The following is a 12,426-nucleotide window of genomic DNA, read 5'->3' as shown; positions in this document are numbered from 1 at the left end:
CCTAGACCTCCACCTCGGTGGTGAAGCCGCGGCGCGGGTCGAGCTGGTGACGCACGCCGCGGACGCGCAGGCTAGACCCGTCGCGCAGCGCGGTCAGGCCGGGGTATCGGCGCTCGAGCGCTGTGACATCGAGGAGGTCACCCGGCCCGAGTGTGGGCGTGCCGAGCAGGACCAGCGAGCCGCGGACCCGCCGCGTGGCGAGGGCCGCCGCCTGGGCGCGCGCCACCGCCTGGACGACCTCGCCGCTACGCAGCGCCCCGTCGATCAAGGAGCGCGGGTGTTCGCCGCTTCTGTCGCGGAGCTCGCCCCGGGGTCCCAGGCTCGCCTCACCCGTCACCGACGCGAGGTCGTCGCTCAGCCAGTGCGCCCGCTCGCTGCCCCGCTCGCTCGCCGCGCCCTCGCCGAACACGACCACGCCGTCGGCCGCGGGCGAGCGACGCTCGAGGGCGACGCTCAGGAGCTCGCCAGCGCTGGCCAGGGTGCAGGTCTCGCTGGCGGCGGAAGGGCCGAGCAGGCACACGCCGCCGTCGGGGTCGGTGAAGAGGTCGAGGCCGCAGCGGCGAGCGAGCGCCTGGAGGTGGGCGAGCGCGCTCGGACCGGCATGGAGCGCGTAGCTGGCGAAGGTGGGGCCGGCTTCGATGCGCCCGACCCGAACCGCGGCAGCCGCCAGGATCGCCTCCGCGATCGCGCCGGCCTGGCACTCCTGAAACACGCTGGTGAACTCGCGATCGGCGAGCGAGCGGAGCCCGTCGGCGCCCTCGATCCACACGCTGGAGGGGTCACCGCCGAGGGCCCGCACCTCGCCGGTGAAGACAGTCGCGGCACCCGAGCCGCCATCGAGCTCGACCTGGATCGGCGCGCCAAGGTCCGGCAGGCGGGCCTCGCCGAGGAACACGGCGAGGCGGACCCACCCGCCGATGCCATCCATCGTCCGCTCGCCGCGCAGCCGCAGGAGACGGGCGCTCGCACGCGGATCACCGGCGGTCAGGCGGAGGTCGCCGATCGCCACGCGGTAGCCGATCTTCGCGGTCGCCGGCATCAGACGTCCACCCCGTGTCGGCGCGCGCACGCGAGGAGCACCGCCGTCATCGAGGCCTCGAGCGCGTCGAGGTCGATGCGCTCGGTCGCGGCGCCCGTCTCGTGCGTCGCGTGTGCCGGCTGCTCTGCCCCGACATGGGTGGGTCCAGACATCCCGCCGCCGTCGACGACATGCGCAGCGACCGAGCCGTGCGCGCCCGCCACGGGGAGCCCCGCGTGAGCGTCTCGCGGACGCTCGTACGAGCCCGGCGGGCTCGTGTGCGGCGGCGCCTCGGAGGCGTTGACGGCCATGAACTCGAGCCGGTGGGGCGACGCGGCGCGCACGTGCGGCGGCGGCGGGTGCTCTCCCGACGATGGTGCGAAGGCCCGCGGTTCGCGGCGCGTGCTCGCAGCGGTGCTCCGTGCTTCGTCGGAGGCCGGGGCCCGTGGCGCTTGCTCGGAGGTGGGCGCGGCCGTCCCCGCTGCGTGGGCCGGATCTGGCGCGGTGCGTCGGTGATCGGTGTCGGGGCTGGCAGAGGTCGCCGTCCCCGGGTGCTTGCTCGCTCGAGTAGCCACCGCTGCCGCCCCCGCAGTCGCGTCCTTGCGAGTCACCGGGATGGGCCGTGAGGGCGGCTCGACCTGCCGGCCCCGCCCCACCCGCTCGGGGCTGCGACGAACGGCGATCGGCCGTGGCAAGGCGTGCGGAGCGGCAGGCGGAGCAGAAAGCGGAGCGGTGGCCAGAGCAGCAAGCGGAGAAGCGGGCTCCGGGAGGTGGCCGACAGTAAACGGACGCACTTCGCCGTCACTGCCGGGGCCGAAGCGCGGCGCTTGCGACATCGCGGATCGAGCTGGTCGAAGATCCGGCGGGAGGCGTGCTTCGATTGACTGCGCTGGTGGACCCGCGGTCACATCCGCTGTCGCGCTGCTCTGCTGTGTCGCTCTTGCCGAGCGCGTCGTTGCGTCGGCGAACACTCGCGTATCGCTCGCAGGCGGATCCCCACCGGCTCTGCGAGCCGCGCTCGAGCGCCCAGGGTACTCACCAAGGCCCGGGGTCGCTACGGCCGTTGCGTCCCGTGGCTGCTCGGCGAGCCGCTCACCCACCGGCAGGCCAGCTGCGTCCCCAAGCTGCTCGGCGAGCCGCCGAAGCGGCCCGACGATGGCCCCCGCCCACACCGCCATCCGCGGATCAACCATCACCGACCTCGATGATGACGGCGTCGGGATAGCGTGCGAGCCCGCGACGCAACGGCACGGCCTCACGCGGTGGTGCAGGCGCCTCGACGCGATCCAGGAGGCGAAGCATCGCGTCGATCTCACGCGCCGGGGCGGCGTCCACCTGCGACGGGGTCCAGCCGAAGCCGCGACAGATCCGCAGCGTGGCGGCGGCGATCGCCTGGCTCGTCGGATCTTCCGCCGGATCCTCGGGCACCGTCTCGTCGTTGAACGCGACGACAGCGGCGACGAGCCGATGGACATCAGCGCCGGTCACCGCCGACGCCGAACACACGCTTTCGCTGGCCCCCTGCGCGGGCTTTACCACCGAGGCCGCCAGCATCGAGCGCAGAAAGCCGACGAGGTCGAGCTCACCGCCCCGGACGCATGCGGCCAGCGCCGTCCGCCGCTCGCCCCATGACCACCGTCGCAGGCGGACCGTCCCGCTTGCCAGCGCGATCGTACCGTCCTCAGTGATGTGGAGCTCCTCGGGTTCGTGGGTCCCACCCGCAGCCCACCAAAGGGCTACCTCCTCAAGCGCCGCGCTGGTCGGGGGATCCCTGCCCGGTTCGAGCGTCGCGCGGCGCACAAGCTCGCTGGCAAAGCGAGCGGTGTCGAGGCGAACGAGGCGGCCCTGAGTGGTCAGCGTGAGCGCGAGCGTGTCGAGGTGGTCGGCGAGCGTCCATGGCCGGAGGGTCAGGGTTCGTCCTGCGACCTCGACGCGCACGATGTCGCCACAGCGCTCCTCCTCCCACTCACCCATTAGGCTTCACTCCCACGGCATGCATCACAATCGTCTGGCAAGGCCGTCCTTGCCCGGGGACGCCAGCCTTTTCCAATCGCGCATCATGGCGCAGACGGACCCAATCTCACTATCAAGTCCGAGATATACTCGATCACGTCCGCCGGGCTCAATCCATTTTTTCGCGCTGCGCTGGCACGAACCCGCGGAATTGCGCGAAAGCAACGGCGAAAGTGACGCGCGAGTCCGGCGAGCCATCCACTGTGCGCCCCCGTGCGCATGCTTGAGGGAGGACCAGACGATCATTGGCTCACACCTCGACGGCCAGCTGAACCCGGCCAGGGTGAAGGATGTAACCGCGTCGGCCGCGACCACGCCCGGCGAAGTAACTAGCGAACTCGGAGGTGGCAGGCGAAGAAGATGCCCTGCCACTCCTCGGGCCGCAGCAGCCGTCGCCCCTGCCCTGGCCACGGGTCGCGTACCATTGCGCTCAGGATCGTCGCAGGACCCGTCGTCGGACCCAGCGGCGTCATGACCCAGGGGGCGGCGTACTCGAGCGCCGTGAGGACCATCGCGTGGCCGCGTGTGCCGATGATCAGCGGATAGTCGTCCGCCAGATCTTGCGCCATCCAAACCGGGTTGCTGATCCCCGGCCCGGACGTCACTGAGAACGGCTGCCCGTTGTCGTCGACCCAGGGCCGATTGAGCGCCGCGACGATCCGGTCCGGCTCCGCCGGGAGGTTGACGATGCCCCCAAACGACTCCAGGACGATGCGCGGCTGGCTCACAGGATGCCCGTTATATGCGAACAACATGGCGATGCAGGCCGCCCAGCACCACTGGGTCTGATTCTGCCAGGCCGTGATCGGCATCATCTCGGAGAGGATCCCGCTGGCACACCGGCGCCCGTCCATGAAGTCGCGACAGACGAGCTCGGCGCGAGCGACCCCGGGCAACAGACTCAACGCCGCGGCACCCCCGGCCGCCCCGAGGAAACGGCGTCGCCCCGCCATGGAAGGATACCTGGATTGAGCCATCGTATGGATGATATCGCGGCCGCCCTGACGTCGATCGCGCATCCTTTGCCGCGTCGAGCTAGACCCGACCCAGAAGCATGAGGGCGACCGTGCTGCATTCTTTGCCGGGCGGGAACGCGGCGAAACAGGCACTGTCGCGGATGCGGAGCACAGTACGATGAAGCCCCTCTTCTACGGCGCGATTGCACCACTGCTCTTGAGCGGGTGCGGCAGCTTCCTCGTGCTCAAGCCTGTCGCGGGTCCGCTCGCGCAAGAGCGTGAGTACCACGGCATCGATCTAAAGCTGCGTGGCCCGCGAATGATCACCACCAGCAACCAGCACGGGGCCTCCAGGGCCGTGTTCCCGGACGACACGAAGTGCCCCGGCCGATGGCGTGTCCTGTCGCCGCAGGCGGCCGCCCGTGAACCGATCATCACCGATCTGATGGCAAGGTTCAGGTTCAAGGAGGTCGCGTTGGCAGGTGAGGTCGCGTTCGTCGACCAGCTCGGCCGCCGGGTCCAGTGGGCACATGCATCCGCGCAATGCGACGACGGCCTGCAACTCAGCGTCTTCTTCGTGGTCAGCGCCACCAGCGACGCTGGCCGAGGCGAAGCGAGAGATAATCGGAGCAACGTGTTCGAGGTCTGGTGATCAGCATTTCGTGTCCCGCACCGTCAGCCACCTCGAGCAGGTGAATGGCGTGGGGCCGACCACCGCTGTGCCCTCGACGACGGTTTCGCCGCCTCGAGCCCCCACACCACCACGCCGAAGGGCCCGTCACTGCTCGCGGTGTGGTGGCCGTTGGTGCAGCCGCCGACGCCGATGTCGGCGCGCACCAGGTCGACCGTCGTCACCTCGGTCCGGCCCTCGTGGCCGACCTGCTTCCACCCGCCGACCACGCCGAGGCAGTCGACCGTGACGTCAGGAACGGATGCGCGTCGTTCCTGCTGCGCACCGTGGACGCCTCGGTGATCGCGAAGTCGACGACATGCCCGAGCCCCAGCCCTGGCGCGGCGAGACGCGCTGCACTTGCGGGACGCTGCAGAGCTTGCATGTCGCCAACGGCCTGGTGAAGCACCGCGAGAAGCTCGGGCCCGCGCCACCTCGGTCGCGCTGAGCTCAGGCGCGTCGACGACGGTCGTCAGCGTGAACACCGTGCATTCGCACTATCGGGCGTGAGGGCTCACGAGGTCCCCGAGCGCACGCGGGCCGGGAGCTCGCCGCGCGGCGGGAGCACACCAAGGCCGGCGCGGCGCTGGTCGAGTGGCGACAGTGGGACGAGCAGCTCGACGTCGAGGTGGTAGAGCACGCACGGATTGCACCTCGCGTCGCGCCTTCCCCGACGCCGCGTGACCGCGAGCGGGCCATTCACCGTTGGCCCACGGATTGCTACGCGGTACCAGCCTGGGATCGAGATCGACGGAATAATGCCATGACACCCAAGATCTATCGTTTGTTTGCGACCCTCCTGTTCACCGCGTGCTCGTCGGCAGGCGACAGTACCAGCGAGAGCGGCGAGACTGGCACCTCCGGCACCACCGGCGGGTCCGGTGTGTGCGGCGACGGAGTCCTCGATCCCGGCGAGGCCTGCGAGGTCGCCGCGCCCGGCTGCGACGCCGAGTGTCACGTGACCGGCGAGACCGCATGGACGCTCCGCGTCGGCGCTCCCGACGACCGCACCACGATCTACGGCGTCGCGGTCGACCCCACTGGGCAGATCGTCGTGTTCGGAGAGAAGCTCCACACGCCCGGCGGCGAGCCGATCCACTCGACCTGGCTGCTGGCGCTCGACCCCTCGGGCGACGAGCGGTGGCGCAAGGAGTTTCCCCAGGACTCCCCCCTCCCTGACGGCGGCGGCGTCGCCGTCGACGCCGATGGCCGGATCTACGTCCAGTTCGGCGGCCTGCGGCAGTTCGGGCCAAACGGCGCGCCGGGCTGGCAAGTCTCCCCACCCGAGGGCGAGGATGAGTTCATTGCGGTGACCGCCGGCAACGGCGCCGTGTATACGTCCAGCATCGGCCTTGCCCCCGTCGGCGACTTCGAATTCGCCAACCTCATTGTGAACCGCCACGACCCCGCCACCGGCGAGATCGTGTGGCAGCAATTCGTCGGCGATGACCCCCATCGGATCTACCCCGCGGGGATGGCGGTGGCCGGCGACACCGTCGCCATCGTCGGACGTTGGTACGGACCGACTAGCGGCGGTGGCGGTGCGCTGCTGTCAGTCGAGGCGGCGACGGGCGCCCCGAGGCTACGTCTGTTCGGGGTGGACGAACTTTGGGACGTCCCGCTCGCCGGGCTACCGTCCGGCGACCTGGTGATGGCCGGCTGGAAGCCCTACGACTGGTTCGTCCGCCGCCACGCTGGCGACGGCACCGTCCTCTGGAACCGCACCGTCGCCGTGGACAACGCGCCCGGGAGCGGCATCACCCACCTCGCGGTCGGCCCCGACGAGACCATCGTCCTCGCCGTCAACCAGGGCCCCTACGATGCCGGGCATGCCACCGTCCACGCCGTCTCGGGCGTGGGCGAGCCCGGGTGGACCGTCGACTACGCGCCGGAGGGTGCCACCCGCAACGAGCTCGTCTACCGCGTCGCCTTCGGCCCGGGCTTCGTCGTCGCCGTGGGTCACTCCGAGGGTGACGCCTTCGAGGAGCGGACCGGTTGGATCCGCAAGATCGGCCCGCAGTGATACCTCGCGGATGTCGTGCAGCTAGCGGTTTAGCGGCTTGATGCAGGAAGTCCGGGCCGACGCGGTGCCTAATGCGGGGTTCCGGGACGCGCGGCCGTTCGGCGCTAGCGAGGCGAACATCTATTACCGTTGCAAGGCGGGTCGCCGACATCAACCGCCGGACACGCGTGCGAGCCAGGGGAAGGACTCGATCATGCCGGGCGTCCCGTTGGCGTAGTAGCCGAGGCCCGCGGCGTCGCCGTCGTGGGTGATGGCGACGTTCTGGGCGCCGCTGTGGGGATCTGGTTCGCCTAGCGTGGGCGCAAACTCCCATGATTGTTTGCCGTCGCTGGCAAAACCGCCGACCTAGAGATCCTCGAACATTTCGCCCCGGGAGGCTGCCGCCGACCAGGACGGCGGTATCGCAGCCCGTGCCGCTGCGCGCGCCAGCCATCACGATCACGGGCGGCAGCGCGGTCGTCCATTCGATGGTCCCGTCGCCGGCGTAGTGTCGCAGCGAGGTCTCATGGCCCGAGGGGCCGAACGTGTAAAACACCAGGAAGACGTCGCCGTCGCTACCGGCGACCAGGACGGCCGGCCGGCGTCCACCCAGATCGTCGCTCCACACTGGGTCCCCGTCGCACGTGAACCGGCCGATCCACCCCATGGTGGCGAGCACCAAGGCGCCGTCGGGCGCGAAGTCGGGGCGCACGTCGTTCCCGAAATCCGCTGGAGTGGCGAGCGAGGTCTCCGCGAGCAAGGTCTGGCTGGTGTCGATGCGCAGCAGAACGATCGGACCGCCGGTGTTCACCTCCACCACGTGGATCTCGTCCCCCGTCACCGTGAGGCCGCCCCGGGGCATGTAACTGCCACTGTTCACGGCAGGCGGATTCGGACGCTCCCAGCGCCACTCGAACGACCCCTCGGGGGAGTAGCGCAGGACCACGAGACGCCCGTCGAGGCCTGGTTCGTCCACCCACTCATATCCGAGGATGTGGACGGCGCCGGTGGCGTCGGCCGCGGCGTCGAGCGGCCGGGTGGCCCTGGCCCCCACGCCAGCGTACTCGACCGACCAGCGCGGCCCAACGTTCGCGTCGACGGCCTCGACGAACATCTTCCCGCCGCGTTCCCCCGCGTGGACGATGTCCAGCGCGATGGTTGTCGTGAGCACGGAATCGCTGGCGATGGCCAGCGACGACGCCGTCGCCGCCGCGTGAACCTGGCTTAGGGCCAGGTGCCATGATTCGCCTCAGTCGACGCAGATCCGCGTGATACCCCACGGCAGCGCCTGATCAGGCTCGGCCGCGACGCCCTCGCGCAGCAGCGTGTGACAGCTGCGGATCGCCACCCGGTCGGAGCAGCGCCCGACCGGGCGACCGATCGCCGACGCCGGGCCGCTGCACACCTTGCCCTTGCAGCGCGCCGGCTCGGCCGGCTGCGAGACCTCCCAGCGATCGAACTTGCATGCCCCCTCGCACGCGCCGCCGTCGTGGCAGGGCTGCCCGGCGTCGCGTGCCCTGCAGTTGCACCCGTCGTGGTAGCGCAGCCCCTGGATGCCCCACACGCCGCCGCAGGCGACACACGCGGCCATCGCCGCCTCGCGCGCAGGGTTCGAGACGTGCACCGGGAGCTCGGCGACCACGATCGCCGCGCCGTCCAGCTCGACGACCTCGACGTGCAGGATGTCGGCGGACTCGTGGAACACCTTGCGCGTCCACGCCCAGCTGCGCCGCGGCTCGATGCGCGGCTCGGCCGGCTCGACGATCATCGCCCGACCGCCGGGCGCCGGATCGCCGAACACCAGCCGGCGCAGCAGCACCGGCTCCGCCCCGCAATTGGCGACGACGTGCCGGGCCTCGGCCTGGCAGCGATCGAGGCGCCCCTCCTCGCAGGCCAGGATCGCGTGCTCGACCCGCACGCGGATCCGCGTCGCCGCGTCCGCCTCGGCGCAGATCGCCACCGCCTCGTCCGGCACCACCACCGGCACCACCGGCACCACAATCGGCGCAGCCACCACGGGCGCCGCCACGGGCGCGACCGCTGGCGGCTCGCGCGGCGCGGCGCAGGCCGTTAGCGCCAGCGCGAGCGACCAGGATCGGGGCGGCACGGGGCGCATCGTCGTCAGACAACCATACCCCCGCCCGGGTTCCCGCCTCACCACCGTCCCACGATATCAGGCAGGGCGGCGCTTCGGGCAGGCAAGATCAAGCGGCGAAGGTCGGCGGGGAGGCCACTGACCGCAGCGCAGATCGTGTACACTTCGGCGAATGTCAGACCTGTACTCGCTGTTGCGCGGTGCACCACTCCTGATCGGCTGGGCGCTGCTGACGGCCTGTCCGGGCGACGGCGGCGGCTCCGGCACCGACAACACCGGCGGCGGCTCCGGCACCGACGCAACCGGCGGCGCCCCCACCTCCGACACACCGACCGGCGGCGGCGAACCGGGCATCGGAGCCCCATGCGATCACGCTGGCGCTCCCCTCGACGACGACTTCGTGATTCTCAGCCGCGATGAGGCCGGCTGCGCCGGCGGGCTCTGCCTCTACGTCGAGGACGACACGGCACCCATCAACCCCTGCGACGTGGACGCGGAGTGCAACCAGGGCGAGGACCACCGGTTCGCATGCGACCTCGTCTCGCACACCTGCATCGTCAGCCCGGCGTGGAAGCTCGAGCGCTCTTTGTGCTCGCAGTTCTGCGAGTCCGCCGCCGACTGCGCCGTCGCCGACCCGTCCAGCGCGTGCGCCACTGGATTCGCCTGCGAGATCGTCACCGGGCAGTGCTGCAGCAAGGTCTGCGTGTGCCTCGACGACGTCACGCCCGACAGCTTCGAGCTCTCGACCATGATCTGCGAGATGGATCCGACGCCCGAGTGCCCCCCCTGAGCCCGCCTGCGATCGATCCACGAGGCGCTCGACGAGGTCCGCCACTCGTCCGCGAAGCAACGAAGCCGGAGGAGGAGTGACGAACCCCAAGCAGCGCGCGACGAGGCCCCTCGATCGATTCGCCGACCAGATCGCCGAGGTCATCGCCGTCTCGAAGCGGCGCGCCTTCATCCTCGACCTCACCGGCCGGCTCCGCTACGCCGAGGACGGCGAGGAGTGCCCCTCCCCGATCGACATCACGATGCCCGGCATGCCGCTCATCGTCGCCGACCCGGAGGTCCACCGCCGCCTCGACGCCGTCGAGGCCGCTCACACCGCCGCGGTCCACCCCGCCATCTCCGCGGTCGCCAAGCAGCACGGCCCCGCCGCCGAGCGGGCGATGTTCTGGAAGGGGGCCGGCGCCGCTTACCACGACTTCACCCGCCACGGCCCGGTCGTCATCTGGCGCTATGGCATGAACAACGCCTTCAACGAGAAGCGACGGATCTGCCGCGGCGTCGACGAGCAGGCGGCGATCGCCTTCCTCGCCGACATCCGCAGCAAGCCACCGGCCGGTTATCGTGCCACCTCCCCCTTCTACGTCGAGCGTCGCGGCTGCGTCGTCCGCACCTACGCGAAGGCCAGCACACGTGAGCTCCGCGGCGTCGTCGGCAGCGCCTGGCGCCGCTTCGGCGGCGCGCTCGTCAAGCGATTCGCCAGCCCGGCCCGGGCCGTGGCCGCCTATGAAGAGTACGAACATAAACGCCTCGCCGCTGGCTGGGCCATGATCGGCATCGAGGTCGACCGCAGCTCCCTCAGCGCTGCCGACCGCGCCGAAAAAAGGCGCTGACCCGTCGCGCACGCGGGTCGCCGCTGGCGCTCGTCCCTGGGAGGTGGAGTATCAGCGGATAGGCCCGGAATCGTGACAGAGGCCGGCCGCCTGCACGGACCGCATCTGCTGAAACGCGAGCCCCGCCGCCGCCACATCCTCCTCGGGGCGGAACGCCACGTCGTACAGCCCCGAGCGTTCGCCGTCCGGCAGCGGGCCCAGATCCTCCGGGGCGCAGTCGAGGGCGATGTGGAACGCTTGCGCCGAGCCGCCGCGCGAACCGCCGAGTCGGGGGTCCTCGGTGGAGAGGATGCCGAGGGTGCGGAGCTCGCAGAGCCGGGTCCCGCCGAGCCGCAGGTGAATCGGCTCCACGCCACGATTCATGACCTCGAACACGAGCCCCGTCTCGTCCGCGAGCTTGCGCAGGGCCGCGTCCACCGGAGATTCGTAGACGTTAATTCCGCCGCCGGGGATGGCCAGCACATTGCTAAAGTCTCCCTCCCGGCGATATCCACACAGCAGCCAGCGGCGACCCGCGTGCTCGCAGGTCACGACCGCGTCCGCGGCTTGCCGGCCCGGGACGAAGCGCGTGCCCGCGTCCTGCATCGCGCGACGAATGCCGGCGAATCCGCCGACCAGCCCCATGAGGTTGATCGTGCCCTCGGCGGCGATCAGGCGGAAGCGCGCATAGTTGCCCTCGACGATCGCCCGCCGCAGGTCGGTCGCGTGGTAGGCGAAGCGGAACGCCCCGAGATCCTCCTTCTCGGGGTTGATCAACGCGAACGGCAGCTCGAGCCCCTTGGCTCGCATGACCGCCAGGATGTCCGCCTCGTTGCCGGTCACGAAGTGGGTCACGTCCGCGATCCCCGGGATCGACGTGGTGTGGCGCCACCAGCCGTCCCAGTCGTCGGGGAAGTCGGTCAGGTGGACCACACGCACGCGCCGCAGCGAGGCCCCCGCCGCGTGCAGGCTCGCCAGGACCATCTTCTCGCGGATGCTGGCCAGCAGCGGGTGCCGCACGGTCCCGACCTCGTAGCAGCTGCCGATGCCGATCACGAGGCGGTCGTACTGGTCCAGCAGCCAGAGCATGGTCTGGATGTGACCACGCGTCGGCGGCGAGAAGCGCCCGGGCATGTATGCGGTCGTGGTGCCGCTGTGGGTGCTCTTCATGGTTTGACCACGAGCGAATGTTCTAACACGGCGCGCGGTGAGGCGTCGCCGATCAGGGGAAGGTGCTGAGGACGGCGATACCGGCGGGGGTGGAGATGGGGATCTCCTTGATCGAGACGTCGGTGGGGTCGAAGACGACGACCTCGGATTCGACGAGCGGGCGACGATGGAGGCGGCGACGCCGGCGATGCGCGGGGTGCGGGCGGACCGAGCTCGCCGCCGACGCGCGGCGACGCGTGGTCGCGGCGGGCGGGGGTCAGCGAACGCGACTGTCCGCCGTGAGGTCGGCTCCCTCGGCGTGATGCGCCCGAATATCCGTGGTCTTTGTCGACGGAGCGGCCGGGTAGTCGCGCTGCCCGGTCGTGGGTCAGGCGGCGTCTGGACAGCAGACCGAGCCCTCGACCGCCACGGGCTCGCCCTCGGAGGGCCGGATGTCGGCGATCGGCGGCAACCCGCTGACGCAGCGGTACTCGGGGCGATGGATCGCGCCGTCGCCGATGTCGCCGACCACTTGCCCGCCCTTCTCCGTGCACGCCGCGGCCGACAGCGTCGCGCGCTCGCCGGCCGGGGCGGACGGTGTCGCCGGGCCGGCGCCGGCCTTGCTCGCGCACCCGCCCAGCAACAGCAAGCCCATCACGGTCATCCGGATCTCGATTCGAGTGGTCATGGCGGTGGCTGTAACCCAGGTCGCCCGCATCGACAAGCCGCGGCGGCGACGAGCGGCGCGACGCGGCGCCGGTCGCAGGCGAGACCGCGCCGTAGCTCGACGCTGATCGTCAGCGGGCCGGCGATCACCGCATCGAGGTCTGGTGGCATGATCGCGGTCCATGCCAAACGACCTGGACCGCGTCACCCGGGGCCTACCCACGTCTGGCGGCCCGACCCGGGTGGATCGGACCGTCCA

At 70.9% G+C, this 12,426-nt stretch carries 14 protein-coding genes and 1 pseudogene; 6 read left to right on the top strand and 9 right to left on the bottom strand.

Translation table 11 applies throughout. From position 1 onward, the window contains the following. Position 1 precedes the first annotated feature (1 nt). The 4 genes from IPJ59_RS17855 to IPJ59_RS17840 all read right to left on the bottom strand — a co-directional run bounded on the left by IPJ59_RS17855 (position 2) and on the right by IPJ59_RS17840 (position 3,843). Positions 2–1,039 (bottom strand): hypothetical protein, encoded by a 1,038-nt coding sequence (locus tag IPJ59_RS17855; RefSeq protein ID WP_293257000.1) that lies wholly within the window; start codon positions 1,037–1,039, stop codon positions 2–4. Continuing rightward, a complete protein-coding gene (locus tag IPJ59_RS17850) occupies positions 1,039–1,242 on the bottom strand; it encodes a hypothetical protein (protein ID WP_293272615.1) in 204 nt (67 codons plus the stop codon). Before IPJ59_RS17850 ends, IPJ59_RS17855 begins: the two co-directional genes overlap by 1 nt. Positions 1,243–2,203: 961 nt before the next feature. Beyond that, complete coding sequence (locus IPJ59_RS17845; RefSeq protein WP_293257005.1) at positions 2,204–2,992, bottom strand: hypothetical protein; 789 nt, start codon at positions 2,990–2,992, stop codon at positions 2,204–2,206. 368 nt (positions 2,993–3,360) lie between these two features. Then, entirely contained in the window at positions 3,361–3,843 is a 483-nt protein-coding gene (locus IPJ59_RS17840; RefSeq protein WP_293272614.1) for a cysteine peptidase family C39 domain-containing protein, read from the bottom strand. Positions 3,844–4,165: 322 nt separating this feature from the next. Here IPJ59_RS17840 and IPJ59_RS17835 point away from each other — a divergent pair, with 322 nt between their 5' ends. Then, complete coding sequence (locus tag IPJ59_RS17835) at positions 4,166–4,639, top strand: hypothetical protein (RefSeq protein ID WP_293257011.1); 474 nt, start codon at positions 4,166–4,168, stop codon at positions 4,637–4,639. Between the two features lie 23 nt (positions 4,640–4,662). On the opposite strand, the pseudogene IPJ59_RS17830 reads toward IPJ59_RS17835, so the two are convergent. Then, a pseudogene (locus IPJ59_RS17830) lies at positions 4,663–4,908 on the bottom strand (hypothetical protein); the annotation flags it as partial. 68 nt (positions 4,909–4,976) lie between these two features. Between IPJ59_RS17830 and IPJ59_RS17825 the strand changes: the two are divergent. Continuing rightward, positions 4,977–5,105, top strand: a complete 129-nt coding sequence (locus IPJ59_RS17825) for a hypothetical protein (RefSeq protein ID WP_293257476.1) — start codon at positions 4,977–4,979, stop codon at positions 5,103–5,105. Between the two features lie 66 nt (positions 5,106–5,171). Here IPJ59_RS17825 and IPJ59_RS17820 read toward each other — a convergent pair whose 3' ends face one another. Continuing rightward, complete coding sequence (locus IPJ59_RS17820) at positions 5,172–5,297, bottom strand: hypothetical protein (protein WP_293257014.1); 126 nt, start codon at positions 5,295–5,297, stop codon at positions 5,172–5,174. Between the two features lie 123 nt (positions 5,298–5,420). Here IPJ59_RS17820 and IPJ59_RS17815 point away from each other — a divergent pair, with 123 nt between their 5' ends. Both IPJ59_RS17815 and IPJ59_RS17810 read left to right on the top strand, forming a co-directional pair. Beyond that, entirely contained in the window at positions 5,421–6,680 is a 1,260-nt protein-coding gene (locus IPJ59_RS17815) for a PQQ-binding-like beta-propeller repeat protein (protein WP_293257017.1), read from the top strand. 971 nt (positions 6,681–7,651) lie between these two features. Further along, a complete protein-coding gene (locus IPJ59_RS17810; protein WP_293272613.1) occupies positions 7,652–7,876 on the top strand; it encodes a hypothetical protein in 225 nt (74 codons plus the stop codon). A gap of 32 nt (positions 7,877–7,908) precedes the next feature. Here the strand turns inward: IPJ59_RS17810 and IPJ59_RS17805 are convergent, their stop codons facing one another. Beyond that, complete coding sequence (locus IPJ59_RS17805) at positions 7,909–8,766, bottom strand: hypothetical protein (RefSeq protein WP_293257023.1); 858 nt, start codon at positions 8,764–8,766, stop codon at positions 7,909–7,911. Positions 8,767–8,926: 160 nt separating this feature from the next. On the opposite strand from IPJ59_RS17805, the gene IPJ59_RS17800 reads away from it, so the two are divergent. Both IPJ59_RS17800 and IPJ59_RS17795 read left to right on the top strand, forming a co-directional pair. Continuing rightward, complete coding sequence (locus IPJ59_RS17800) at positions 8,927–9,544, top strand: hypothetical protein (RefSeq protein WP_293257026.1); 618 nt, start codon at positions 8,927–8,929, stop codon at positions 9,542–9,544. 76 nt (positions 9,545–9,620) lie between these two features. Further along, complete coding sequence (locus tag IPJ59_RS17795) at positions 9,621–10,373, top strand: hypothetical protein (RefSeq protein ID WP_293272612.1); 753 nt, start codon at positions 9,621–9,623, stop codon at positions 10,371–10,373. 51 nt (positions 10,374–10,424) lie between these two features. On the opposite strand, the gene IPJ59_RS17790 is transcribed toward IPJ59_RS17795, so the two are convergent. Together IPJ59_RS17790 and IPJ59_RS17785 are read right to left on the bottom strand one after the other, a co-directional pair. Then, complete coding sequence (locus IPJ59_RS17790) at positions 10,425–11,522, bottom strand: NUDIX domain-containing protein (protein ID WP_293272611.1); 1,098 nt, start codon at positions 11,520–11,522, stop codon at positions 10,425–10,427. Positions 11,523–11,889: 367 nt separating this feature from the next. Continuing rightward, positions 11,890–12,189: a hypothetical protein gene (locus tag IPJ59_RS17785; RefSeq protein ID WP_293257034.1), complete on the bottom strand. Its 300-nt coding sequence runs from the start codon at positions 12,187–12,189 to the stop codon at positions 11,890–11,892. Positions 12,190–12,426: the final 237 nt, after the last annotated feature.

Source organism: Nannocystis sp. (assembly GCF_016714285.1).
Classification (GTDB): Bacteria; Myxococcota_A; Polyangia; order Nannocystales; family Nannocystaceae; genus Nannocystis.
This window is presented reverse-complemented; position numbering and strand designations above follow the sequence as displayed.